The organism is Pseudomonas sp. dw_358 (assembly GCF_018449655.1).
Classification (GTDB): domain Bacteria; phylum Pseudomonadota; class Gammaproteobacteria; order Pseudomonadales; family Pseudomonadaceae; genus Aquipseudomonas.
In genome coordinates this window covers 218,986-244,295 of record NZ_JAAVUX010000005.1, presented here as the reverse complement: position 1 = coordinate 244,295, position 25,310 = coordinate 218,986, and the positions used below count along the sequence as shown (strand labels likewise).

The window sequence follows — 25,310 nt, the reverse complement described above, 5'->3', positions numbered from 1 at the left end:
CTCAAGCCTGCCGCGCTGCCTTGCGCAACTCCGCCTGGGCGCGAATTTCGCGTCGGCGCTGATCATCCGCCGAGCGCCACTCGCGAATGTCTTCCACATGCCGGAAGCAGCCCAGGCACACGCGCTCTTCATCCAGCCGGCAAAGGCTCACGCACGGTGATTCCACCGCCGGGCTGATATTGGAATACAACGGCTTGGGCGGGCGCGGGGCGGACATCATCAAATCTCTTCGAAGTCCAGCTCGACACCCGCCTGTTCCTGGGTGACGCGGGTGAGCATTTCGCTGAGCAGTTCGTCGCTGGTGTCGCACATCCAGGCGTTGCTGTCTTCGTCATAGTCGAAATGAAAGCCCCCGGAACGGGCCGCCAGCCACAGCTGACGCAAGGGCTCCTGGCGGCTGAAGATCAGCTGGCTGCCGTTCTCGAACTTGACGGTCAGCACACCCGCAGAGTTTTCCAGGTCCACGTCAAGGCCACTCTCGTCAAAGATGTCTTCCAGCGCCTGCTGGGTCGCATCGACGAGGTCGTGAAAACGGGCTTCGCTCAAACTCATTGCTGGATCCTCGGGGTGGGCAGTTCAGTGTCAGCGCGGGAAGATACGAGGGCGCGAGCACGATTGCAAAGGATAACGACCACCAGCCGTTCTCGCCAATGCCCGGCGCGCTCGCCGTCGGGATACCCGCCCCCACATAGGCAAAGCCTGCGGGTGGCCGGTATACTCGGCCGCAATTGATGCTTATTACAAGGATTTCGCCATGCAGCGCCTGATCTCTTCCCTTGCTGCGCTCGTCGCGGTTGCCTGCCTGCTTTCGGCCTGTGGCCAGAAAGGGCCACTGGTCCTGCCCGATGGCAGCCAGCACCCCGTCGGTATGTCGGGCATCTCGCACAAACACAGCATGTAAGGGCACCCCATGGACGCTTTTGACTACCGCGACGGCCAACTCTTCGCGGAAGGGGTGGCTTTGACTGCCGTTGCCGAACGTTTCGGCACCCCCACCTACGTTTACTCCCGCGCACACATCGAAGCGCAGTACCGGGCTTATGCCGATGCCTTGCAAGGCATGCCGCACCTGGTCTGCTTCGCGGTCAAGGCCAACTCCAACCTCGGCGTGTTGAACGTGCTGGCGCGCCTGGGCGCGGGCTTCGATATCGTTTCCGGCGGTGAGCTGGAACGGGTGCTGGCCGCTGGGGGCAAGGCCGATCGCGTGGTGTTTTCGGGCGTGGGCAAGACCCGTGAAGACATGCGTCGCGCGCTGAAAGTCGGTGTGCATTGCTTCAACGTCGAATCCACCGACGAGCTGGAGCGTCTGCAGGTCGTGGCCGCCGAGCTGGGCGTGCGCGCACCGGTCTCGTTGCGGGTCAACCCGGACGTGGACGCCGGCACTCACCCTTACATTTCCACCGGTTTGAAAGAAAACAAGTTCGGGATCGACATCGCCGCCGCCGAGGATGTGTACATCCGTGCCGCGCAGCTGCCGAACCTGGAAATCATCGGCGTCGATTGCCACATCGGTTCCCAGCTGACCAGCCTGCCGCCCTTCCTCGATGCGCTCGACCGCCTGCTGAGCCTGGTCGACCGCCTCGGTGACTGCGGTATTCATCTGCGTCACCTGGACCTGGGTGGCGGCCTCGGCGTGCGTTATCGCGACGAGCAGCCGCCGGCGGCAGCCGACTATATCCAGGCCGTGCGCCAGCGCCTTGAAGGCCGCGAGTTGGGCCTGGTGTTCGAGCCGGGGCGCTTCATCGTCGCCAACGCCGGGGTGCTGCTGACCCGTGTCGAGTACCTCAAGCACACCGAACACAAGGACTTTGCCATCGTTGACGCGGCGATGAACGACCTGATCCGTCCGGCGCTCTACCAGGCCTGGATGGACGTCAAGGCCGTGCAGCCCCGCGAAGGCGCTCAGCGTGCGTACGACGTGGTCGGGCCGATCTGCGAAACCGGCGACTTCCTCGCCAAAGACCGCTCGCTGGCACTGCAGGAAGGCGATCTGCTGACCGTGCATTCGGCCGGCGCCTACGGTTTCGTCATGAGCTCGAACTACAACACCCGTGGCCGTTGCGCGGAAATTCTGGTCGATGGCGACCAGGCCTTTGAAGTACGTCGCCGCGAGACGGTGGCCGAGCTGTTCGCCGGCGAAAGCCTGCTGCCGGAGTAACCCCATGCTGCTGCGTTTTACCAAGATGCACGGGCTGGGCAATGACTTCATGGTGCTGGATCTGGTCAGTCAACACGCTCACATTCAACCCAAGCATGCCAAGCAATGGGGCAACCGCAACACGGGCATAGGCTTTGACCAGCTGTTGCTGGTGGAAGCGCCGAGCAACCCGGAAGTGGATTTTCGCTATCGCATCTTCAACTCCGACGGTTCGGAAGTGGAGCAATGTGGCAACGGCGCACGCTGCTTTGCCCGCTTCGTGCTGGACAAGCGCCTGACCGCGAAAAAGCTGATCCGGGTCGAAACCAGGAGCGGCATCATCGAACTGGATGTACGCAACGACGGCCAGATCTGCGTGAACATGGGCGCGCCGCGCCTGGTACCGGCGGACATCCCGTTCCAGGCCGATGCCCAGGCCCTCAGCTATCCGCTGCAGGTCGAGGCGCAGAGCGTCGAGGTCGCCGCCGTGTCCATGGGCAACCCCCATGCGGTGCTGCGGGTCGACGACATCGACAGCGCACCGGTGCATGAGCTTGGGCCGAAGATCGAACAGCACCCGCGCTTTCCTCTACGGGTCAATGTCGGCTTCCTTCAGGTGATCGACCGCAGCCGCGCGCAGCTACGGGTCTGGGAACGCGGCGCCGGGGAAACCCAGGCCTGCGGGACCGGGGCCTGCGCCGCCGCTGTCGCGGCCATCAGCCAGGGCTGGATGGATTCGCCGGTATCGATCGACCTGCCCGGCGGCCGGCTTTGCATCGAATGGGGTGGCCCGGGGCAGCCCGTGCTGATGACAGGCCCGGCCGTCCGGGTATACGAAGGACAGGTACGACTATGAGTGAGCTGACGTCATGACCGATACGCCTCAAGCCAACGCGACCACGCCCGACCCACTGGCCTCGGATAACGTGCCGCCAGCGCTCGAGGCGGCGGCCGTGGCCCGGTTTCTCCAGGCCCATCCCGGCTTTTTCGTCGAGCACGAAGAGCTGCTCATGGGGCTGCGCCTGCCCCACCAACGCGGAGACACCGTGTCGCTGGTGGAGCGGCAGATGAAGCTGCTGCGCGAGCGCAATATCGAGCTGCGCCATCGCCTGTCGCAACTGATGGACGTGGCCCGTGACAACGACCGCCTGTTCGACAAGACTCGCCGCCTGATTCTCACCCTGTTGGATGCCGGCAGCCTGGAAGAGCTGATTATCGGCGTCGAAGACAGCCTGCGTAACGACTTCCAGGTGCCTTTCGTCAGCGTCGTGCTGATCAGCGAGATCCCGACTCCGGTCGGGCGCTGGGTCGGCAGTGCCGAGGCGCATCAGGCCATTGGCGGCCTGCTCAATGAGGGCAAGGCCATCAGTGGCAACCTGCGCGAGCACGAGCTGGACTTCCTGTTCGGCGAGGAACAGCGCCGGCAGATCGGCTCCACCGCCCTTACCCCGCTGAACCACCAGGGCCTGCACGGTGTGCTGGCCATCGCCAGCCGCGACCCGCAGCACTACAAGAGTACGGTGGGCACGCTGTTCCTTGGCCACATCGCCGAGGTCCTCAGCCGCGTGTTGCCACGCTTTACCCACTCGCTGCGCTCGGTACGCTAAAGGTGGAGGCCCAGCTGGAGGCTTATTGCGCGTACTTGCGCAACGAGCGTCAGGTTTCGCCTCACACCTTGCAGGCCTATCGCCAGGACTTGGGCAAGGTCCTCGCATTCTGCCAAAAAGAGCAGTTGGCCCGCTGGTCGGCGCTGGATATCCAACATCTGCGCCGCCTGATCGCGCGCCTGCATCAACAAGGACAGTCTTCGAGCAGCCTGGCGCGGCTGCTGTCGGCCGTGCGCGGGTTGTACCGCTACCTCAATCGCGAAGGCCTGTGCAGCCATGACCCGGCCAATGGCCTGAGCCCACCCAAGGGCGAACGGCGTCTGCCGAAGACGCTGGACACCGACCGCGCCCTGCAATTGCTTGAAGGCGCGGTGGAAGACGAATTTCTCGCCGTGCGCGACCAGGCCATTCTCGAACTGTTTTACTCGTCGGGCCTGCGTCTTTCGGAATTGACCGGGCTTGACCTCGAACAACTGGACCTGAGCGACGGCCTGGTGCAGGTGCACGGCAAGGGCAGCAAGACCCGCGTCCTGCCGGTCGGGCGCAAGGCACGGGAAGCCCTGAACGCCTGGCTGCCCCTGCGCGCCTTGAGCAATCCGCCGGACGACGCGGTGTTCGTCAGCCAGCAAGGCCGGCGCCTCGGGCCAAGGGCAATACAACTGCGGGTCAAGGCCGCTGGCGCCCGGGAGCTGGGCCAGAACCTGCACCCGCACATGTTGCGGCACTCTTTTGCCAGCCATCTGCTGGAGTCGTCCCAGGACCTGCGTGCCGTCCAGGAAATGCTCGGCCATGCCGACATCGCCACCACGCAGATCTACACTCACCTGGACTTCCAGCACCTGGCCAGCGTCTACGACAGCGCCCACCCTCGGGCCAAACGCAGCAAGGGCAACGATTGATGACCATCAAGCTGATTACCTTCGACCTTGACGATACATTGTGGGATACCGCGCCGGTGATCGTCAGCGCCGAAGCCGTGCTGCGCGAATGGCTGGCACGCCACGCACCGAAACTGGGCGGCTTTCCTGTGGAGCAGTTGTTCGCCATTCGTCAGCGACTGGTGGACGCCGACCCCAGCCTCAAGCACCGCATCAGTGCATTGCGCCGACGCGTGTTGTTCCATGCGCTGTACGATGCAGGTTATCCACAGGCCGAGGCCGAAACCCTGGCAGCCGACAGTTTCGAGGTTTTTCTCGAAGCCCGCCATCAGGTCGAATTGTTTCCCGAGGTCATGCCGACCCTGGAAGCCTTGAGCCAGCATTACACCTTGGGTGTGGTGACCAATGGCAACGCCGACGTGCGCCGCCTGGGCCTGATGGACTTCTTCGCCTTTGCCTTGTGCGCGGAAGACCTGGGCATCGGCAAGCCCGACCCGCGCCCCTTCCACGAAGCCCTGCGCCTGGGTAATGCCTTGGGCGGCGCGGCGGTGCATGTGGGTGACCATCCCGGAGATGACATCGCAGGCGCCCAGCAGGCCGGCCTGAGGGCGATCTGGTACAACCCGCAGGGCAAGGCCTGGGATGCCAGCCATCAGCCGGATGCGGAGATAGGGAGTTTGTCGGAGTTGCCTGAAGTGTTGCGCAACTTTCAGGCCCGCACCTGACCCCAGACATGAAAAAGCCCGCAGCGACGGCAGGCTTTTTCATGCAAGGCAGTCAATCAGATAGGGCGGCTACCGTACTTGTTGTCGGGCTTCTTGGGTGGGTCTGCCACCACATTTGGCTCGACTTCCTGCACCTTCCCACCGCGCGACAGAAATTCTTCCATCGCCCGTGCGAGCGCATCGCGCTCTTTGTTCTTGGCTTCGATACTGGGCAGCTCGTCCACAGAGACGGAAGCCTTGGCCTTGCCTTTGGCGGTGGGGGCAGGCACATCGCTGCCGTCATCGTCCTCGGCAGGACCCTCGGCACTGGCCTCAAGGCCCTCCTCGGTATCGTCCTCGTCACCTACTTCGAGTTCGTCGTTTTCCAGATCATCGTCGCTCATGTTCTACCTCGTGACTTTCGCAAGCAGATTATTTATAGCCCAGCTTTTTCTTCTGTCTAAGGCCGCCAGAAAAAATTCATATCCCCTGGCAACCATTGGTCAGGCGCCCTCGCCGTGCAGCGTGGCGAGAACCCGGCGGGCACCCCCGTGGTTGCGGTGCTCACCTAGATAGATCCCTTGCCAGACCCCCACCGCCAAGCGCCCTTGGCTGACCGGCAGGCTGATCTGACAGCCCAGCAGGCTGGCCTTGAAGTGCGCCGGCAGGTCATCGTCACCTTCGTCGTTGTGCTCGAAACCTGCCGTTCCTTCGGGCACCAGCCGGCTGAAGAACCGTTCGAAGTCGCGGCGCACGGCCGGGTCGGCGTTTTCGTTGATGGTCAACGACGCCGAGGTGTGCTGCAGCCACAGGTGCAGCAAACCGGCCTGGCATTGACGCAACTGTGGCAGCGCCGCGATCAGTTCATCTGTAACAAGATGAAACCCGCGGGGCCTGGCCCGTAAGGTAATCAGTGTCTGCTGCCACATACCGTCCTCCGTTGGGGGCGCATTCTAGCGCGCTCTGGAAAAAAACAAAGGGGCCGTTGTGCTGGAATTGTTGCCCGAAGCAAGTGACAAACTGCAGACGAAAAAATGCCCGGCGAACCGGGCATTTTTTTGCAACGCAAGTTACAGGTTGTAACCACGCTCGTTGTGTTGCGCCAGGTCGAGACCGACCGACTCTTCTTCTTCGTTCACACGCAGACCCATGACCATGTCCAGTACCTTGAGAATGACGTAGGTCACCACCGCGGTGTAGACGATGGTGAAAGCCACGCCTTTGCACTGAATCCACAGCTGAGCGGCGATATCAGTCACGGTGCCGAAGCCGCCCAGGGAAGGCGCAGCGAATGCACCGGTGAGGATGGCGCCAAGGATACCGCCGATACCGTGCACGCCGAAGGCGTCCAGGGAGTCGTCGTAGCCCAGTTTGCGTTTCAGGGTGGTGGCACAGAAGAAGCACACCACACCGGCCGCCAGACCGATCACCAGGCCGCCCATCGGGCCTACGGTGCCGGCAGCTGGGGTGATGGCAACCAGACCAGCAACCACACCCGAAGCGATACCCAGAGCGCTAGGCTTGCCGTGGGTCAGCCACTCGGCAAACATCCAGCCCAGTGCCGCAGCACCGGTGGCGATCTGAGTCACGAGCATGGCCATGCCGGCAGTGCCGTTGGCTGCGGTGGCGGAACCGGCGTTGAAGCCGAACCAGCCGACCCACAGCATGGCCGCACCGACCAGGGTGTAGCCCAGATTGTGCGGGGCCATCGGAGTGGTCGGGTAGCCTTTGCGCTTGCCCAGCACCAGGCAGCACACCAGACCGGCGATACCGGCGTTGATGTGAACCACGGTGCCGCCTGCGAAGTCCAGCACGCCCCAGTCGCCCAGCAGCGAGCCCGGACCGGACCAGACCATGTGCGCGATCGGCGCATAGACCAGGGTGAACCAGATGCCCATGAACACCAGCATCGCGGAGAACTTCATGCGCTCGGCGAAGGCACCGACGATCAGCGCCGGGGTGATGATGGCAAAGGTCATCTGGAAGGTGACGAATACGGCTTCAGGAATCAGTGCCGCCGGGCCGGTGATGCTGGCCGGGGTGATACCCGCAAGGAATGCCTTGGCCATGCTGCCAGCGAAGGAGTTGTAGTTGACGACGTTGGCTTCCATACCGGTGGTATCGAACGCCAGACTGTAACCATAGATCATCCACAGGATGGTGATCAGACCGGTGATGGCGAAGCACTGCATCATCACCGACAGAATGTTCTTGGAGCGCACCATGCCGCCGTAAAACAGCGCCAGGCCAGGGATGGTCATCAACAGCACCAAGGCAGTCGAGGTCAACATCCAGGCGGTGTCGCCAGAGTTGAGCACGAGCGCAGCGGGGGCTGCTACGGCGGGGGCTGCAGCGGTCGCCGCATCGTCCGCCATGGCGAGGCCAGGCATTACGAGGGACAACAGGGCTCCTAGCCCTGCGAATTGACGCAGAGTCATATTGTTTACTCCTGGGGCGTTGGGTTTGGTTCGGCTTTTTTTAGATTGCGTCGGTATCGGTTTCGCCGGTACGGATGCGAATCGCCTGTTCCAGATTGACCACGAAAATCTTGCCGTCACCGATCTTGCCGGTGTTGGCGGCCTTGGTGATCGCCTCGATGACCCGATCAAGATCCTTGTCGTCGATGGCGACATCGATCTTCACCTTGGGCAAGAAGTCGACTACGTATTCAGCGCCACGGTACAGCTCGGTGTGGCCCTTCTGACGACCGAAGCCTTTCACCTCGGTTACAGTGATGCCCTGCACGCCGATTTCCGACAACGACTCGCGAACGTCGTCCAGTTTGAACGGCTTGATGATGGCAGTGACTAGCTTCATGAAACTCTCTCCCGAATTGGTGGACTTGCCCCAGGAAAACAAACCCGACTCAAGTCTAAGCGCAGCTTCTGGCTTTGTAACGCGTCGTCGGTCTTGCATCCCCTGACCGACACCAGAAACTACTCCTGACGAAACATTTCCCGCAAAGCCTGGGCACCGTGCCGCAAGGACCGCATCGTCTCGGCGACTGCATCAGTGCATGGGTCAATTGGCACTAAGCAGAAAGCTTGCCATGTCAGCGAAAGTCGCCCATTCAGGCGGTTTTGCCGGGTCAGGCCGCCATCGCGCCGGCCGGTACAAAACAGCAGAGCACTATATCGGTGCGCCCCGGTCCATCCGAATGCGCGAAAACCGTGCGCCCGGCGTCACCTCAGAACTATAGACAGTGCGTGATACACTCCAGGCAACATTTTTCCGGAATTTTTCCCATGCTCGCGCCCAAAGCCTTTCTCGACGCCCTCAGCGATCAAGCCTCGCGCTTGTTCAACGCGGACACCGCGCCGTCGCGCAGTGAATTCGAAAATCAGTTCAAGGCACTGCTGCAAAGTGGCTTCAGCAAACTGGAGCTGATCAGCCGCGAAGAATTCGACAGCCAGATGATCGTCCTTGCCCGCACCCGTGCGCGCCTGGAGAGCCTGGAAGCGAAAGTGGCCGAGCTGGAAGCACGCCTGGCGCCAACTGCTGAATAATCCTGCTGGACGGCAGTACAGAGCCCTCCCTACACTCGCCGGTATTAAATCCGGTACAGGGTTGGGCGGGCATGAATCGCAACGAATTGCGCAAGGCTGACATCAACCTGATGGTGGTGTTCGAAACGCTGATGCAGGAGCGCAACGTCACGCGCGCCGCCGAGAAGCTGTTCCTCGGCCAACCCACCATCAGCTCCGCACTCAACCGCCTGCGCGCGATGTTCAACGACCCGCTGTTCATCCGCATCGGCCACCGCATGGAACCCACCGCGCGGGCCGAAGAGCTGATCAAGCACCTGTCGCCGGCCCTCGACGCCATGTCCGTGGCGCTCAGCCTGACCCACGAGTTCGACCCTGCCAGCAGCACCATGAGCTTCCGCATCGGCCTGTCCGACGACGTCGAGTTCGGCCTGCTGCCGCCCCTGCTCCGTGCCCTGCGCCAGGAAGCCCCTAGCGTGGTGTTCGTGGTGCAGCACGTGGACTACTGGCGCATCCCCGACCTGCTCGCCTCCGGCGAAATCACCGTCGGCATCAGTCAGACCCGCGGCCTGCCCGCCAACGCCAAACGCAAACTGCTGCGCCGCATGCACGCCCGCGTGCTGCGCGCCGACAAGTCCGACACCCCGCTGACCCTCGACGAATACTGTTCGCGGCCCCATGTGCTGGTCTCGCCCACCGCCAACACCGCAGGCATCGCCGATGAGTGGCTGCAGGAAATCGGCCGCAAACGCCAGGTCGTGCTCTCGGTGCCTCAGTTCAGCTCGCTGCCGGCGCTGCTGGCCGGCACCGACATGCTGGCCGGCTTGCCGGACTATGCGGCGTCGGCCATGGCCGCTTCGGGATTGCTGTTCGACGAGCCGCTGCCGTTCGATACCCCGCCGCTGGATTTGTCGATGGTGTGGCTGAGCATCATGGACACCGACCCGGCTGAGCGCTGGTTGCGGTCGCGGTTGGAGGCGTTCATGGGGGATCGGCAGGTGCCGGTTTCGTTGTAACGCCCCCATGACCCGATCGCTTCTTGAATGAACAATCGCAAGTACACATCCCGAATCACACTCCTCCGGCACATCCGCCCCCCTCCACTACCCTTGGCTCTGTCGCAGGAAGCGATGCCTATTGCCAAGGAGTGCCCATGTCCCTCGCCATCGTTCACAGCCGTGCCCAGGTCGGCGTCGGTGCGCCGGCCGTCACGGTGGAGGCGCATCTGGCCAATGGCTTGCCGGCCTTGACCATGGTCGGGTTGCCGGAAGCGTCGGTAAAAGAAAGCAAGGACCGCGTGCGCAGCGCCATCCTCAATTCAGGGTTGGAATTTCCGGCCCGGCGGATCACCCTCAGCCTGGCCCCCGCTGACCTGCCCAAGGACGGCGGACGTTTCGATCTGGCCATCGCCTTGGGCATTCTGGCGGGCAGTGGTCAGCTTCCAGCGGCGTCATTGCTGGAGGTCGAATGCCTGGGGGAGTTGGCGCTGTCCGGGGCGGTGCGGCCGGTGCAGGGCGTGCTGCCCGCCGCGCTGGCCGCACGGGAGGCCGGGCGGGCGCTGGTGGTGCCACGGGAGAATGCCGAGGAAGCGTCACTGGCTTTCGGGCTGACAGTGTTTGCGGCGGATCACTTGCTGGAGTTGGTCGCCCACTTCACCGCCCATACGCCGATGAGTCCGTACAAGGCGGATGGCTTGCTGCTGGTGAGCAAACCCTACCCGGACCTTAGCGAGGTGCAGGGGCAGATGGCTGCCAAGCGCGCCCTGCTGGTGGCGGCGGCCGGGGCGCACAATCTGTTGTTCAGTGGGCCGCCAGGCACCGGCAAGACCTTGCTGGCCAGCCGCCTGCCCGGCTTGCTGCCGCCGCTCAACGAAAGCGAAGCACTGGAGGTGGCGGCCATTCAGTCGGTGGCCAGTTTCATACCATTGAAAAACTGGCCGCAGCGGCCATTTCGTCATCCTCACCATTCGGCTTCAGGCGCGGCACTGGTGGGCGGTGGAAGCCGGCCGCAACCAGGCGAGATCACCTTGGCCCACCATGGGGTGCTTTTTCTGGACGAGCTGCCCGAATTCGACCGCAAGGTGCTGGAGGTGCTGCGCGAGCCTCTGGAAAGTGGCGAAATCGTCATCGCCCGCGCTCGCGACAAGATTCGCTTCCCCGCACGCTTCCAGTTGGTGGCAGCCATGAATCCCTGCCCCTGCGGCTATCTGGGCGAACCCAGCGGCCGCTGCCGATGCAGTACCGAACAGGTACAGCGCTACCGCAACAAGTTGTCCGGGCCGCTGCTGGACCGCATCGACCTGCACCTGACTGTCGCCCGCGAAACCACCGCCCTCAACCCAGTGGCGCAAATTGGCGACGACACCCAGACCGCCGCCGCACGGGTGGCCGCGGCCCGGGAACTGCAACAGCAACGGCACGGCTGCGCCAACGCGTTCCTTGACCTGCCGGGGCTGCGCCGGCATTGCAAGCTGTCGAGCGAGGACGAGCAGTGGCTGGAGACCGCGTGCGAGCGCCTGACACTTTCACTGCGGGCCGCCCATCGGTTACTGAAAGTCGCAAGGACACTCGCGGATCTGGAACAGGTCGAGCACATTGGGCGAGGGCACTTGGCGGAGGCATTGCAATATCGACCGGCGAACCCGTGAGCCTTACTCAGCTCCCCACGGGTTGATCAGCACCAGATCCAGTTCGAAATCTTTGATATTGCGCGTGGCCAACGGCAGGCGATGGGCGATACACATGGCGGCTATCTGGGCGTCCGCAAAGCTATTTTTCAGTACGTGGCGGCAATTCCAACTCGACATGATGGCGGGAAAAGCGCTCGCGGATAGAGGTGCCTAGCCCCGTACGGGCGCCAACGCCGTTGAGCGCGGCACGCAGTATGACTCTCGCTTGCTCTTCCATGGAGCAATTGTTGTTGGCTGCCTCGACTCTTAGACGGGCCTTCAACGCGTCATCAAGGTTTCGAATAGTGATACTCGCCATCAGAACCTCCGTGCAATCATTGATTTCAACGCGCTCATTTTACGCAATGACGGGCATCTGACACCCGCCTGCTGTCGACACGCAATTGAGCACTTGCCGTCGCCGCGGTTTCCCTAGAATCTCCTCCCTGATATTTGCCGCCTCAGGGCCCTCCATGTTCCTGCTCATCTCGAACCATCCGTTGATCATCGGCGGCGTGCTGATGCTGGCCGACCTGATGTGCTGGCAACTGCTCGAGCCGACCCGCGTCAAGCTGCGCATCGGCGCGCGGGTGTTGGCCTTCGTGCTGTTCAGCTGGGTGATCATCAACGCCGGCATCAGCCCGCTGCAGCCCGCGCCCTGGCCGGACGACACCACCCTGAACCTGATGGGCACGCTGATTGCTATCGCCTGGTGGCTGTTCGCCTCGCGTACGCTGTCGGTGATCATCAGCTTCGTGTTGATGCCGCGCACCGGCCACACCGGGCGGCTGTTGCAGGACGTAATGGGCGCGGCGATCTTCCTGATCGCCATTGTCGCGGCGGCCGCCTACGTATTGCAGCTGCCGGTCAAAGGCTTGCTGGCGACCTCGGGGGCGGTGGCGATCATCGTGGGCCTGGCGCTGCAAAGCACCCTGAGCGATGTGTTTTCCGGAATCGTCCTCAACACCACCAAGCCGTATCAGCTGGATGACTGGATTTCCATCGACGGCATCGAAGGCAAGGTGGTGGACATCGACTGGCGGGCAACCCACCTGATGACCGCCCAGGGCAGCATGGCGGTGATCCCCAACTCGGTGGCGGCCAAGGGCAAGGTTCTCAACTTCAGTCGGCCGAACAACGTGCATGGGGTCTCGATCACCATCGCGGTGCCTTCATCCGTGCGTCCGCGGCGAGTCCTCGATGCGCTGGAAAAGGCCCTGCAGGGCACCCGAGCCTTGCTGGCCACGCCCAAGCCGCGGATTGCCGTGAAAACCTCGACCCTGGAATACGTCGAATACGAGGCCAGTGGGTTCATCCTGTCGATGGACCAGAAAGCCGAGGTGCGCAATCTGCTGTTCGACCTTGCCCACCGCCATCTGGAATCGTCGGGGGTGGTGTGGTCCAGCGAGGCCGCCAACCGGCCGTGGACCCGCCAGCGTACCTTGCTGGAAGAGGTGCGGATCTTCCGTTCGCTGAGCGAGGAGGACAAGGACAACCTGGCCCAGAACATGACCCCCGTGGAGTACGCGCCGGACCAGGTGATCCTGCCGCTGGATGGCGCCTCGGCGTTCCTGCTGGTGATCAGCGCCGGGGTAATTTCGGTGTCGGTGCGCAAGGGCGAGAGTATGTTCGAGGTCGGGCGCATGGGTCCCGGCGAGATCATGGGCGAGGAAGGCATCCTCTCCGAGGGGCGCTCGGAGGCGGAGTTTCGCAGTCTGTCGAGCTGCCTGATGTTCCAGATCGACAAGGACACGCTGCGCACCTACCTCAGCCAGCGCAATGACCTCAAGGTCGCGCTGACCAAGTTGCAGCATTACCGCCAACGCGCCAGCCAGTCCTTGCTGATGCAGAAGCCGGCAGCCGTGAAGAAAGCCGGATTCCTGCACTGGTTGCACAAGCGCTGATCAGAGCACGACGCGCAGGCACTGCCCGGCGTGGTACAGGGCAAAGCCGGTCTCGAACAGGCCGCTGCGCAGGCCGGCCGCCGCCACCGCTTTCATCGGCGAGAACGGCAATGGCAGGCAAGCAGGGTCGTCCTTGATCAGGTACTCGGCCAGTGCCCGCCCGACCACAGTGCCGGTGGTATTGCCACGGCCGTTGTAACCGGCGACAGAGACCAGGCCGGGGGCGGGCTCGAACAGACGCATCAGGTGATCCGGGGTGAAATCGATGCAACCGGTCCAGTGCATTTGCCACTGCACCTTGCCCAACTGCGGGAAGTAGTGGCTCTGGATACGGTCGGCCCAGCTGCGGATGAACCAGTCCGGCTTGTTGTCAAAGCGGCCCATGCTGCCCAGCAACAGCCGCCCATCCGCGTCGCGGCGAATGCTGCTGAGCACCGTGCGCGTGTCCCACGAACCTTGGCCATGGGGCAGTACGCTGTCCGCAGCCGCGCCCTGTAACGGCACCGATGCCACTTGCAGGTAGTAACCGCGGAAAAAATGACGCTGCAGATCGGTCCATTCGCCTTCGGTGTAGGCACCGGTGGAAATAACCACCTTCTCGGCCTGTACCGCGCCGTTGGCACTGTGTACCTGCCAGCCATCGCCCGAACGTTCCAGGCGCTGCACCGCCGAGTGCTGGAAGATCTGCCCACCCAGGCGCTTGACTGCGGCGGCCAGGCCCAAGCTATAGGCCATGGGATCAAGGGTGCCGGCGCGCCGGTCGAGCAAGGCCGAGGAAATCTGCGAGGTGCCGCAATACTCTTCACAGCGCGCGTCGTGCAGCAACTCGACATCCGCGCCACGGCGCTTCCACTGCTCGAACCGGGCCTGCAAGTCGGCCCCGCCCGCAGCGTTGTGGGCCATGTGCAAGGTGCCGTCGTTGCGAGCCTGGCAGTGAATGCCGTGGCGTTCGATCATGGCAAAGACTTCAGCCGGAGCGCCGCCCAGCACGGCGTTCAGGCGGCTGCCCACCGCCGTGCCCAGGGTGGCTTCGACATCGTCGGGACGAATCCAGGTGCCAGCATTCACCAGGCCGACGTTGCGCCCGGAGCCGCCATGGCCGATGCGATGGGCTTCGAGCAAGACCACACTCTTGCCCTGCTCCAGCAGATGAATCGCCGCGCACAGCCCGGTGATTCCGCCACCGATGACGCATACATCGGCCTTGATCGCGCTGGCCAGGGCACCGGCCTCGGCCGGCTGCGGTGACAGGTGTTCCCACAGGCACTCTTGACGCAATTGGGCCATTGCACATCCTCGATCGGGGTGATACTGCTCGGCGTGCGCTACCCATCGCGGGCTGCGCACGCTCCCACAGGGGACGGGTTCAGTCGAACACGATGCCCTGTGCCAACGGCAACTCACGGGAGTAGTTGACGGTGTTGGTCTGGCGGCGCATGTAGGCTTTCCAGGCATCGGAGCCCGACTCGCGACCGCCACCGGTTTCTTTCTCGCCACCGAACGCGCCGCCGATTTCCGCGCCGCTGGTGCCGATGTTGACGTTGGCGATGCCGCAGTCGCTACCCGAGGCACTCTGGAAACGTTCGGCTTCGCGCAGGTCGGTGGTGAAGATGCACGAGGACAGACCCTGTGGCACTTCATTGTTCAGGCGCAGCGCGTCTTCGAACTCGTCGTAGCTCAGCACGTAGAGGATCGGCGCGAAGGTTTCGTGGCGCACGACTTCTGTCTGGCCGGGCATTTCGACGATGGCCGGGGCCACGTAATAGGCGTCGGGGTACTGATCCTGCAGTTGGCGCTCGCCGCCAAAGACGCTGCCGCCCTCGTCACGGGCCTTGGCCAGGGCGCCTTGCATGGCGTCGAAGGAAGCCTTGTCGATCAACGGGCCGACCAGGTTGTCCTTGCGTGGGTCGCCGATGCGTACCTTGCTGTAGGCGGTCTTGAGGCGTGTCAGTACTTCTTCCTTGACCGAGCTGTGGACGATGACCCGGCGCAGGGTGGTGCAGCGCTGACCCGCGGTGCCGACGGCGCTGAACAGAATGCCGCGGATGGCCAGGTTCAGGTCGGCGCTGGGGGCCAGGATCATGGCGTTGTTGCCCCCCAGTTCGAGAATGGTCCGGCCAAAACGGGCGGCCACACGCGGGCCGACTTCGCGGCCCATGCGGGTGCTGCCGGTGGCGCTGACCAGTGCCACACGGCTGTCGTCCACCAGCGCCTCGCCGGCTTCACGATCACCGATCACCAGTTGGCATAGGCCCTCCGGCGCCTGGCCGAAGGCTTTCAGCGCTTTTTCGAACAGGGCCTGGCAGGCCAAGGCCGTGAGCGGGGTCTTTTCCGACGGTTTCCATACCACCGCGTTGCCACAGACCAGCGCCAGCGCGGTGTTCCATGACCAGACCGCCACCGGGAAGTTGAAGGCACTGATCACCCCGACCACGCCCAAGGGCTGCCAGGTTTCGCGCATGTGGTGGCCCGGGCGTTCGGAGGCGATGGTCAAGCCGTACAGCTGACGGGAAAGACCCACCGCGAAGTCGCAGATGTCGATCATTTCCTGCACTTCGCCGAGGCCTTCCTGGGTGATCTTGCCGGCTTCCACCGAGACCAGTTCGCCTAGCTGCGCCTTGTGCGCACGCAGCACTTCGCCGAACAGGCGCACCAGCTCGCCGCGACGCGGGGCCGGTACATCGCGCCAGCTGTGGAAGGCCTTGGCGGCGGTATCGATCTTGGCGGTGACCTGAGCCTTGCTCTCCAGGGCTACCTTGGCAATCTGGCTGCCATCGATGGGGGTGTGAACGGGATGGGTACCTTGGGTGTAGGCGCTAGCCGGGACACCGAGGCTTTGCAGCAATCCATCGACCATTTTCGTCTCCTGCATCTGATGAGTGATTGAATTTCGGGATGGGATCAGTATTAATCCGACGGGCACCGCCCGGCAAACGAGCAAAATTCCGCACATCATTCCGGTCAGGCATGATGTTTTGTATCTTCAGAGCCTTGTCCTTCATGTCCAAACGTCTGGTTCCTTCCATGGCCGCGCTGCAGTGCTTCGAAGCGGCGGCGCGCCACCTGAGCTTTACCCGCGCCGCCGAAGAGCTGCACTTGACCCAGAGTGCGGTCAGCAAGCAGGTGGCCCAACTGGAAGACATGCTGCGCCACCACCTGTTCCTGCGCATCCGCCGGCGCTTGCAGCTGACTCCGGCGGGGGCGCTGTACCTGGCCGAGGTCAACAAGATCCTGACCCAGGTCGACATGTCCAGCCGGTACATTCTGACCTACGGTGAAGAAACCCAAGTGTTGACTGTAGCCACCCAGCCCAGCTTCGGGGTGAGTTGGCTGATCCATCACCTCAAGGGCTTCGGCAAACGCCACCCGAACATCCAGCTCGATATTCGCAACGAACTGGAACCGTACGCGCTGTTACAGGCCAAGGCGGACGTGGTGTTTTTCTTTGGCCAGGGCACCTGGCCGGGCGCGACCTGCATCGAGCTGTTCGGCGAAGAACTGGTGCCGGTCTGCGCCCCCGACCTGCTGCCTGCGGGCGGCTTGCAGAGCGCCGGGCAACTCGGGGATCAAGTGTTGGTACAAAGCACGTCGCGGCCGGAAGCCTGGCACGAGTGGTTTCTCGAACAGCAGCTGCAATCGCCCAATAGCTACCAGGGCCCGCGCTTCGACAGCTTTTTCATGTGCCTGAGCGCAGCGGCTTCCGGCTGCGGGGTGGCCCTGGTCCCGCGCTATCTGGCCGAGCCGGAGCTGGCCCGGGGCAGCCTGGTGGTGGCCTGGCCCCACGCCATGGCCAGCAAGGGCTCGCACTACATGGCCCACGCCGAACACGCCGCCGAAGTGCCGAAGATTCGGCATCTGGTGAGCTGGATTCGCGAGCAATTGCCGCCTGTGCAGGAAAAAACGGAATGATACTTCGACTTTTTTTCGCTTGCGCCACAAGGGCCACCAACCGTTTCATGCAAGAGCGCGCGCAGCCCGCGATGGGCTTGCGCAGTCTTCTCCCATGGAGCCCTCAATGCCCACGCCGACCTTCACCAGCCCCGACTTGATCCGCGCCCGGTTCTCTGGCGCCATGTCCGCCATGTACAAACAGGAGGTGCCGTTGTATGGCGCCTTGCTGGCTCTGGTGGAGGAGGTCAACCAAGTGGTGATGAACGCCTCGCCGGCCCTGGCCGAATCCCTGCGTCGCACCGGTGAAATCCAGCGGCTCGATCAGGAACGTCATGGCGCCATTCGGGTGGGCACTGCCGAAGAGCTGGCCACCCTGCGCCGGCTGTTCGCGGTCATGGGCATGCAGCCGGTGGGCTATTACGACCTGACCACCGCCGGGGTGCCGGTGCATTCCACGGCGTTTCGGGCGGTGCACGAAACCTCGCTGCAGGTCAGCCCGTTTCGGGTATTCACTTCGCTGCTGCGCCTGGAGCTGATCGAAGATGTGGCGCTGCGCGAGCTGGCCGCCTCGCTGCTGAGCCGGCGCGACATCTTCACACCTCAGGCTCGAATGCTGATCGAGCGCTTCGAAAGCCAGGGCGGGTTGAGCGACGACGACGCCGAGGACTTTATCCAGCAGGCCCTGGAAACCTTCCGCTGGCATCACCACGCCACTGTCAGCGCCGAGCAATACCAACAGCTACATGACCAGCATCGACTGATCGCCGACGTAGTGGCATTCAAGGGCCCGCACATCAATCACCTGACACCACGGACCTTGGACATAGATCAGGTGCAGGCGCTCATGCCCGCCAAGGGCATTACTCCCAAGGCAGTGATCGAGGGCCCACCACCGCGTCGGCAGCCAATCCTGCTGCGCCAGACCAGCTTCAAGGCCTTGCAGGAAAACGTCGCCTTCACCGACGGCCAGGGCCGCCACACGGCGCGCTTTGGTGAAATAGAGCAGCGTGGCGCGGCGCTGACGCCCAAGGGCCGGGCGCTCTATGACCGGCTGCTGGACACTTCTCGCGAGGCCTTGTCGGGGGTACCGGCCGAGGGCAATGCCGAGCAGTACATGCAATTGCTGAGCGCGCACTTCAGTGCGTTTCCTGACGATCTGGCCCAGATGCGCGAGCAAGGGCTGGCGTACTTTCGCTATTTCGTCAGCGACGATGCGCCGGCTTCTGTGCAAGGCTCATTAGCCGAGCTGCTCGGGGCCGGGCATGTACGCTGCGAACCGTTGGTGTATGAGGATTTCTTGCCGGTGAGCGCGGCGGGGATCTTCCAGTCCAACCTGGGGGACAGCACCCAGATCGGCTATGAAGGGCAGTCAAACCGCGTGGATTTCGAAGCGGCGCTGGGGGCCCAGGTGCTGGATGATTTGGCGCTGTATGCCGAGACCGAGCGGCGCTCGTTGGAGCAGTGTGCGGTGCGGTTGGGGCTGGCGGTGTTGGCCTGAGACCGGGTCGCACCCATCGCGGGCAAGCCCTGCTCCCACAGTGTGAACCTCACACGCCGAGACTGGCAGCAAGCTTGGGCCTCGATGGAGGCGACCCGGTCTATCAGCCGTTACGCACCCGAAACCGGTCCACTTCTTCACGCAGCTCGGCCGCCAGGCCTTCCATTTCCCGGGCGGTAACGGCCAGGTGGGACACCACCTCGCGCTGTTCGCTGTTGGCCATGGCAATGCTCTGCAGGTTGCTGCTGAGCAAGGTAGCGGTGCTGCTCTGCTCCTGGGTGGCGGTATTGATGGCCGAGAACTGCTGGCCCGCCGAGCGGCTTTGCTCGTCGATCTGTTCCAGCGCCGCCGCGACTTTGGCATTGCGCGCCAGGCCTTCTTTCATCAGGGCATTGCCTTGCTCCATGGTGGCAATGGCATTGCTGGTTTCCTGCTGAATACTGCTGATCATCACCGAGATCTCGTCAGTGGCGCTGCGGGTGCGTGACGCCAGGCTGCGCACTTCATCGGCCACCACCGCAAAGCCCCGGCCCTGTTCGCCGGCCCGGGCCGCTTCAATGGCCGCGTTCAGCGCCAGCAGGTTGGTCTGGTCGGCAATGGAGGTGATCACGCTGATAATCCCGCCGATCTCCTGGGAGCGCTGGCCCAGGGTATTGACCACAGTCGCGGTGCTGCCCAGGGCGCCGGCGATCAGCTCGAGGGAGTCGGACGCCTCGGTCATGGCACTACGGCCGATGCGGGTCTGCTGGACGTTGTCCTGGGCCATGCGCTGGGTGTCGCCCATGTTGTCGGCAATGTTCAACGAAGTGGCGCTGAACTCTTCGACCGCACCGGCCATACTGGTGATTTCCCCGGACTGCGCTTCCATGCCGGTATAGGCGCCGGCAGACAGGGTCGACAGCTCTTCGGAGCGCGAGCTGACCTGCTGCGCGGCCGAGCGGATGTGCAAGACCATGGTGGCCAGGGCTTCGCCCATGTGGTTGAAGCTGCTGGCCAGCTGACCAATCTCATCGTTGCTGGAGACCTGCAGGCGGGCATCCAGATCCCCGGCACCCAAGGCTTCAGCCTGGCGCACCAGGTCGGCCAACGGGCGCAGTTTGCTGCGCAGCAGCCAGATCGCGGCGCCGACGGCCAACAGCATGGCGATCAGGCTGCCGATGGTCAGCTGGGTGCCCACACTCCATGTGACGGCGCGCACTTCAGCCTTGGGCATGCTCGCTACCACGGTCCAGGGGCCGCCGGCAAAGGGCATCGGTACACTGTAGAAGTCTTCGTCGGTGTCGCTCCAGAACGCACCTTTGCCGGGCTTTTTGGCCAGGTCGGCGATCAGGCCGGCGGCTTTCTCGACGTTCTTCACGCCAGCCGGCGCGACCAGCCACTTGCCTTGCTCATCGAGCAGGGCGAGCGAACCGGTCTGGCCGATGCGAAAGCGCCGCAGGTTGTCGAACTGCGCGTTCTGGGCATCGGTATAGTCGAAGCCGACGAACAGCACCGCAATGACCTGGCCACTCTTGTCGGTGACAGGGGTGTACTGGGTCATGTACGAACGATCGAACAGCACCGCGCGGCCCACATAGTTTTGCCCGGCCAGCAGGCGCTGATAGGCCGGGTGCTGATGATCGAGCAGGGTGCCGATGGCGCGGCTGCCGTCTTGCTTGGTCAGCGAGGTGCTGACCCGCACGAAGTCATTGCCGCTGCGCACGAACAGGGTCGCTACGCCGGCGGTGAGGTTATGGAAGTCATCGACTTCGGCGAAGTTGTTGTTCAGCACCTCGTCGCCCAACTGCAAGGTCGGCGTCTGCAGGCTGCCGACGGTGATCGGCTTGTCGGCGGTCATGCTCAAGCCGGCAGAGAACCGCCGTTCGAACAGGCCACTGAGTCGCTGAGTGCTGTCACGCAGGCTGCTGTGAAAGGTGGTGAGTTGCTCGGCCAGCAACCGAGCCTCGCTGTGCATGTGCTCTTCACGGATGGTCAGGCTGGCAGTGTCCAGCGAGCGCAGGGCGAACGCTGTGCTGAGGCTGATGACCAGCGCGAGAATCACGGCAAGGGCAATACCGAGTTGCGTCGCAATCCGGGCGCGAGGTTGAGGCATGGGTGTCTCCTGACAAAACGCGGGACGCAGGCACGCCGGACACGCTTTGTGATCAATTGAAAAACGGGTGGGGAATACGCGAGTACAAGGATGCCCCCGTGCCTAACAAGTCGGCGGGGCAAAGCAGATCTTTAGCGAGGGAACCTGCGGACGAACTGAACTCAGGACAACAGGGTAACAGATGGCAATATCATGGCAGCCACCTCGGCCTGAAGAAATTCCCCCAGCCGTCGCAAACGTTCGCCACCGGGTCGGGTCTTGGGCCACACCAGGTAATATACCTCGCCACTGGCCACGGCCGTCGGCCAGGGAAGGCTGAGCCGCGCCTGGGCGACGTCTTCGGCCACCATCAGCAAGTCACCGATGGCCACGCCGTAGCCCCGGGCGGCAGCAATCATCCCCAATTCGAGGGTGTCGAACGCCTGCCCACCCTTGAGCGACACCTGTTCGTCCAGTTGCATGCGGGTCAGCCAGGTGCGCCAGTCGCGGCGGTCTGGGGTCGGGTGCAAGAGTTCGGCGGCGGCCAGCTGCTCGACGGTCCAGGGCGCATCGGTCAGCAGTTGCGGCGACCCCACTGGCACCAGCCATTCCGGGAACAAGGCGATCACTTGCCAGTCCGGGGGAAAGTTGCCGGTGCCCAGGAGCACCGCGCAGTCAAAAGGCTCATGGTTGAAGTCGACGTGATCGATCTCCATCCAGGCGCTGGTCAATTGCACCTCATTACCCTCCTGCAAATGCCGAAAGCGACTGAGCCGGGCCAGCAGCCAGCGCATGGTCAGGGTGGAGGGCGCCTTCATGCGCAGGATGTGATCTTCACTGCCCAAGGTGTCACAAGCCCGCTCCAGAGCGCTGAAGCCATCCCGCACACCCGGCAGCAAAGTCCGCGCCGACTCGGTGAGTTGCAGGTTGCGACCGTTGCGCTGAAACAGGCGGCATCCGAAATACGCTTCCAACGTGCGGATGTGTCGGCTGACCGCACTTTGAGTAATGGAGAGCTCTTCGGCGGCGCGGGTGAACGAACTGTGCCTGGCCGCCGCCTCGAAGGCGCGAAGGGCATATAGCGGCGGAAGACGACGAGGCATGGGGCTCTCCTGAGCGACGCACCAGCATGATTAAAACTCATGTGAGGCATCGGTTTTATCCTTTTGTGCCGGGGCCGCGCAAGCCCGACAATCGCCGCTCCTGTTCTTCTTGAATCGAGCCCTTCGCCATGCACGCCCCTGCCCGTATCGAACTTCGCGCCCTGCTGCGGTTGGCCGGGCCGCTGATTGCCTCGCAATTGGCGCACATGCTGATGGTGTTGACTGACACCCTGATGATGGCCCGGCTGAGCCCGCAAGCGCTGGCCGGGGGCGGGCTGGGCGCGGCCAGCTACTCGTTCGTGTCGATTTTCTGCCTCGGTGTGATGGCTGCCGTGGGCACCTTGGTGTCTATCCGCCAGGGCGCCGGCGACACGCTGGGCGCCACACGCCTGACCCAGGCCGGGCTGTGGCTGGCGTGGATCATGGCCTTGGCGGCTGCCCTGCTGCTGTGGAATCTCTCGCCGATCCTGCTGCTGTTCGGCCAGCGGGCCGAGAACGTCGAATTCGCCAGCCAGTTCCTCACCCTGCTGCCGCTGGCCCTGCCCGGCTACTTGAGTTTCTTTGCCCTGCGCGGGTTCAGCAGCGCCATCGGCCGCAGCAGCCCGATCATGGTGATCAGCCTGCTGGGCACCGCGCTGAACTATGGCCTCAACCACATCTTCATCGAGGGGCTGTTCGGCGTACCGAAGATGGGCCTGGTGGGCATCGGCCTGGTCACTGCCGTAGTGGCCAATGCCATGGCGCTGGCGCTGGCCTGGCACATCGGGCGTCACCCCGCCTACGCTCGTTACTCGATCCGTCGTGGGGTGCTGCATTTGTCGTTGCCGGCCTTGCGCGAGTTGTGGCGCCTTGGGCTGCCCATCGGCGGCACCTATGCGGTGGAGGTCGGGCTGTTCGCCTTCGCGGCGTTGTGCATGGGCACCATGGGCAGCACGCAGTTGGCCGCCCACCAGATTGCCCTGCAGATCGTCTCGGTGGCCTTCATGGTGCCGGCCGGCCTGTCCTATGCGGTGACCATGCGCATCGGCCAGCATTATGGCGCCGGCCGCCTGGAGGCCGCACGGCTGACCGGGCGGGTGGGGATCGGCTTCGGGGCACTGGCGATGTGTGGCTTTGCCGTCCTGTTCTGGCTCGGCGCCAAGCGTCTGGTCACTTTGTTTCTCGACCCCAATGACCCGGCATTCGCACCGGTCATCCAACTGGCGGTCAGCCTGCTGGCGATTGCTGCCTGGTTCGAACTGTTCGATGGTGTGCAGACCATCGCCATGGGGGCGATCCGCGGCCTGAAAGATGCACGCACCACCTTTCTGATGGGGCTGGTCAACTACTGGCTGATCGGCGCACCCGTGGCCTGGCTGCTGGCGTTCGAGTTCGGCTACGGTGCGGTGGGCGTCTGGTGGGGGTTGGCACTGGGCCTGGCCTGTGCGGCCGTCAGCCTGACGCTGGCCTTCGAATGGCGCATGCGCCAGCGGCTGGTCGCGCAGGCACTCAAGCCTGCAACGCCTGAAGCCCCGGTGCTGCCTGCAGGTGCTCGACCAGCTCGACCAAAGGCAGAGGTTTGCTGATCAGGTAACCCTGGATCTGATCGCAACCAAAATCCCGCAGAAAGCCCAACTGGGCGGTGGTCTCTACACCTTCGGCGACCACCTCCAGGTTGAGGTTGTGCGCCAGGTTGACCATCGCGTGCACCAGCTTTCGGTTTTCTTCACGGGTTTCCATGCCGCCGACGAAGCTCTTGTCGATCTTCAGCAAGGCGATCGGGAGGTTGTTCAGGTGCACGAACGAAGAAAAACCGGTGCCGAAGTCATCCAGGGAGAAACGTACGCCCAGGTGGCCGAGGGCATCCATGGTCTGCTTGACCAGTTCATTGCGGCGCATGACCGCCGTTTCGGTCAGCTCGAACTCCAGCCAGCGCGCGTCCACGCCCCGCTCAATGATCAGACGGCTCAGGGTCGCCAGCAGCTGGCTGTCATGAAACTGTCGGAATGAAAGGTTGATCGCCATGTGCAGTGGCTCGATACCCTGCTCGCGCAAGGCCTGCATGTCTCGCAGGGCACGGGAGATGACCCAGTAGCCCAAGGGCACGATCAGCCCACTCTGCTCGGCCAGCGGCACGAAGTCGCTGGGCGGCAGCAGGCCGCGCTCGGCGTGGCGCCAACGCACCAGCGCCTCGAGACCGACAATGCGCCCGCTGTGCAGGTCCAGCCGCGGCTGGTAATGCAGTTCCAGCTCGTCACGGCGCAGTGCCCGGCGCAGCTCACCTTCCAGGTCCGCCATGCTGCGAGCGTCGCGGTTGAGGTGCTCGTCGAACACGTGAAAGGTGCAGCCCTGGATGCTCTTGGCCTGCTGCATGGCGATATGGGCATGCCACATCAAAGGGTCGGCCCCTGCCCGCAAACGGGCGTGGGCAATGCCGAGGCTACAGCCGATCAGCAGGCTTTCACCGTCGATCCAGTAAGGCTCGGCCATGACTTCGATGATCTCTTCGGCCAGCGCGAGGGCCCGACCCGGATCACTGCGTGTATCAATCAACAGGGCGAACTCATCGCTGCCCAGGCGAGCGAGCTTGTCGCCGCTGTCGAGCTGGCTCTTGAGGCGGCCCACCACCTGCAGGATAAGTCGGTCGCCGGCCTGATGGCCGAGGGCGTCATTGGCGTAGCGAAAGTTGTCAAGGTCCAGGTGGCCCAGCGCCACTCCCAGGCCATCGTGCTCATCCAGGCGAGCGGCGAGCAACGTCTGGAAACCCTGGCGATTGGCGATGCCGGTCAACGGGTCCTGCTCGGCAAGGCGCGACAAAGTGTTTTCCAGGACCGCGCGCTCGCGGACGTGGCGCAGGCAGCGCCGCAATGTATCGGTGGTCAACGCCTCCTTGACCAGCCAATCACTCACATCGATGGGCAGCTGGGCCGGTTCCTGATCCAGCAGCAACACCACCGGCAGGGCACAGACCGAAGCGCTCGGACGCAGGGCCAAGGTGGTCAGCAGCAGGCAGGTGCGCGAATCGTCCACATGCTGGCTGAGGGCCTCCCAGGTGGTTTCGGTGACCAGCGTGAGGTGGCCGCCCAAAGCCGCCACGCACAGCTGTAACGCCGCTGCCCAGTGTGGCTGGGGGGCCAGCAATAGCAAGCGCATGGGCTCGGGAGGCTTGGTCACGAGAACTCCTGGGTACAGCGTCACGTTACACCGCAGGGTCGCGGGCAACCGGCGCGCGCCCACCTGAAGTATTCAATTGCATCGAAACAGGATCCCATCAGACCACGCAAACGAGTGGTACATCCTGCGCAAAAGTATCAAATGCGGCAATAAAGCTACAGACAAAACTCCGATAGGCAGACGGTCGCGGCAGAACCTGTGGACCCTGTTA

At 63.5% G+C, this 25,310-nt stretch carries 25 protein-coding genes; 13 read left to right on the top strand and 12 right to left on the bottom strand.

Annotation, left to right across the window (positions count from 1 at the left end):
- Position 1 precedes the first annotated feature (1 nt).
- Both HB675_RS10415 and cyaY read right to left on the bottom strand, forming a co-directional pair.
- Positions 2–220 (bottom strand): DUF1289 domain-containing protein, encoded by a 219-nt coding sequence (locus tag HB675_RS10415; protein WP_213878218.1) that lies wholly within the window; start codon positions 218–220, stop codon positions 2–4.
- Positions 220–552, bottom strand: coding sequence for an iron donor protein CyaY (cyaY, locus tag HB675_RS10410; protein ID WP_213878217.1), 333 nt, complete (start codon positions 550–552; stop codon positions 220–222). Before cyaY ends, HB675_RS10415 begins: the two co-directional genes overlap by 1 nt.
- Before the next feature lie 202 nt (positions 553–754).
- On the opposite strand from cyaY, the gene HB675_RS10405 reads away from it, so the two are divergent.
- From HB675_RS10405 to HB675_RS10380, 6 genes are read left to right on the top strand one after another with little or no spacing between them, the layout of a single operon-like run.
- Positions 755–901, top strand: a complete 147-nt coding sequence (locus HB675_RS10405) for a lipoprotein (protein WP_213878216.1) — start codon at positions 755–757, stop codon at positions 899–901.
- Positions 902–910: 9 nt separating this feature from the next.
- The gene (lysA, locus tag HB675_RS10400) at positions 911–2,158 is read left to right on the top strand and encodes a diaminopimelate decarboxylase (RefSeq protein ID WP_213878215.1); all 1,248 of its coding nucleotides are present in this window, start codon (positions 911–913) and stop codon (positions 2,156–2,158) included.
- A gap of 4 nt (positions 2,159–2,162) precedes the next feature.
- Positions 2,163–2,993 (top strand): diaminopimelate epimerase, encoded by an 831-nt coding sequence (gene dapF, locus HB675_RS10395; RefSeq protein WP_213878214.1) that lies wholly within the window; start codon positions 2,163–2,165, stop codon positions 2,991–2,993.
- Positions 2,994–3,006: 13 nt separating this feature from the next.
- Complete coding sequence (locus tag HB675_RS10390; protein ID WP_213878213.1) at positions 3,007–3,744, top strand: DUF484 family protein; 738 nt, start codon at positions 3,007–3,009, stop codon at positions 3,742–3,744.
- A 2-nt stretch (positions 3,745–3,746) separates the two neighbouring features.
- Positions 3,747–4,643 carry a tyrosine recombinase XerC gene (gene xerC / locus HB675_RS10385; protein ID WP_213878212.1) on the top strand — a complete coding sequence of 299 codons (897 nt, stop codon included), beginning with the start codon at positions 3,747–3,749 and terminating at the stop codon, positions 4,641–4,643.
- On the top strand, positions 4,643–5,347 hold the full coding sequence (locus tag HB675_RS10380) for an HAD family hydrolase (protein ID WP_213878211.1): 705 nt from the start codon (positions 4,643–4,645) through the stop codon (positions 5,345–5,347). Before xerC ends, HB675_RS10380 begins: the two co-directional genes overlap by 1 nt.
- Positions 5,348–5,403: 56 nt before the next feature.
- On the opposite strand, the gene sutA is transcribed toward HB675_RS10380, so the two are convergent.
- From sutA to glnK, 4 genes are all read right to left on the bottom strand, one after another.
- Positions 5,404–5,730 (bottom strand): transcriptional regulator SutA, encoded by a 327-nt coding sequence (gene sutA / locus HB675_RS10375; protein WP_213878210.1) that lies wholly within the window; start codon positions 5,728–5,730, stop codon positions 5,404–5,406.
- 99 nt (positions 5,731–5,829) lie between these two features.
- Positions 5,830–6,255 carry a secondary thiamine-phosphate synthase enzyme YjbQ gene (locus tag HB675_RS10370; RefSeq protein WP_213878209.1) on the bottom strand — a complete coding sequence of 142 codons (426 nt, stop codon included), beginning with the start codon at positions 6,253–6,255 and terminating at the stop codon, positions 5,830–5,832.
- Between the two features lie 141 nt (positions 6,256–6,396).
- Complete coding sequence (locus HB675_RS10365) at positions 6,397–7,764, bottom strand: ammonium transporter (protein ID WP_213878208.1); 1,368 nt, start codon at positions 7,762–7,764, stop codon at positions 6,397–6,399.
- Positions 7,765–7,804: 40 nt separating this feature from the next.
- Positions 7,805–8,143: a P-II family nitrogen regulator gene (gene glnK, locus HB675_RS10360; RefSeq protein ID WP_002555808.1), complete on the bottom strand. Its 339-nt coding sequence runs from the start codon at positions 8,141–8,143 to the stop codon at positions 7,805–7,807.
- A gap of 428 nt (positions 8,144–8,571) precedes the next feature.
- Here glnK and HB675_RS10355 point away from each other — a divergent pair, with 428 nt between their 5' ends.
- The 3 genes from HB675_RS10355 to HB675_RS10345 all read left to right on the top strand — a co-directional run bounded on the left by HB675_RS10355 (position 8,572) and on the right by HB675_RS10345 (position 11,458).
- Complete coding sequence (locus tag HB675_RS10355) at positions 8,572–8,832, top strand: accessory factor UbiK family protein (protein WP_213878207.1); 261 nt, start codon at positions 8,572–8,574, stop codon at positions 8,830–8,832.
- Between the two features lie 71 nt (positions 8,833–8,903).
- Positions 8,904–9,827, top strand: coding sequence for a LysR substrate-binding domain-containing protein (locus HB675_RS10350; RefSeq protein ID WP_213878206.1), 924 nt, complete (start codon positions 8,904–8,906; stop codon positions 9,825–9,827).
- 137 nt (positions 9,828–9,964) lie between these two features.
- Positions 9,965–11,458: a YifB family Mg chelatase-like AAA ATPase gene (locus tag HB675_RS10345; RefSeq protein ID WP_213878205.1), complete on the top strand. Its 1,494-nt coding sequence runs from the start codon at positions 9,965–9,967 to the stop codon at positions 11,456–11,458.
- Between the two features lie 121 nt (positions 11,459–11,579).
- Here the strand turns inward: HB675_RS10345 and HB675_RS10340 are convergent, their stop codons facing one another.
- Entirely contained in the window at positions 11,580–11,798 is a 219-nt protein-coding gene (locus HB675_RS10340; RefSeq protein WP_213878204.1) for a plasmid stabilization protein, read from the bottom strand.
- 154 nt (positions 11,799–11,952) lie between these two features.
- On the opposite strand from HB675_RS10340, the gene HB675_RS10335 reads away from it, so the two are divergent.
- Entirely contained in the window at positions 11,953–13,383 is a 1,431-nt protein-coding gene (locus HB675_RS10335; protein WP_213878203.1) for a mechanosensitive ion channel domain-containing protein, read from the top strand.
- On the opposite strand, the gene HB675_RS10330 is transcribed toward HB675_RS10335, so the two are convergent.
- Positions 13,384–14,670, bottom strand: a complete 1,287-nt coding sequence (locus HB675_RS10330) for an FAD-binding oxidoreductase (RefSeq protein WP_213878202.1) — start codon at positions 14,668–14,670, stop codon at positions 13,384–13,386.
- Positions 14,671–14,749: 79 nt separating this feature from the next.
- Entirely contained in the window at positions 14,750–16,240 is a 1,491-nt protein-coding gene (locus HB675_RS10325) for an aldehyde dehydrogenase family protein (RefSeq protein ID WP_213878201.1), read from the bottom strand.
- Positions 16,241–16,383: 143 nt separating this feature from the next.
- On the opposite strand from HB675_RS10325, the gene HB675_RS10320 reads away from it, so the two are divergent.
- Positions 16,384–17,292, top strand: coding sequence for a LysR substrate-binding domain-containing protein (locus HB675_RS10320; RefSeq protein WP_213878200.1), 909 nt, complete (start codon positions 16,384–16,386; stop codon positions 17,290–17,292).
- 106 nt (positions 17,293–17,398) lie between these two features.
- Complete coding sequence (locus HB675_RS10315) at positions 17,399–18,772, top strand: VOC family protein (RefSeq protein ID WP_213878199.1); 1,374 nt, start codon at positions 17,399–17,401, stop codon at positions 18,770–18,772.
- Between the two features lie 103 nt (positions 18,773–18,875).
- On the opposite strand, the gene HB675_RS10310 is transcribed toward HB675_RS10315, so the two are convergent.
- Positions 18,876–20,864, bottom strand: a complete 1,989-nt coding sequence (locus HB675_RS10310; RefSeq protein WP_213878198.1) for a methyl-accepting chemotaxis protein — start codon at positions 20,862–20,864, stop codon at positions 18,876–18,878.
- Positions 20,865–21,025: 161 nt separating this feature from the next.
- The gene (locus HB675_RS10305) at positions 21,026–21,946 is read right to left on the bottom strand and encodes a LysR substrate-binding domain-containing protein (protein ID WP_213878197.1); all 921 of its coding nucleotides are present in this window, start codon (positions 21,944–21,946) and stop codon (positions 21,026–21,028) included.
- Between the two features lie 128 nt (positions 21,947–22,074).
- Between HB675_RS10305 and HB675_RS10300 the strand changes: the two genes are divergently transcribed.
- Complete coding sequence (locus HB675_RS10300; protein ID WP_213878196.1) at positions 22,075–23,511, top strand: NorM family multidrug efflux MATE transporter; 1,437 nt, start codon at positions 22,075–22,077, stop codon at positions 23,509–23,511.
- Here HB675_RS10300 and HB675_RS10295 read toward each other — a convergent pair.
- The gene (locus HB675_RS10295) at positions 23,435–25,099 is read right to left on the bottom strand and encodes an EAL domain-containing protein (protein WP_213878195.1); all 1,665 of its coding nucleotides are present in this window, start codon (positions 25,097–25,099) and stop codon (positions 23,435–23,437) included. The two genes, HB675_RS10300 and HB675_RS10295, sit on opposite strands and share 77 nt — an antisense overlap.
- Positions 25,100–25,310 lie beyond the last annotated feature (211 nt).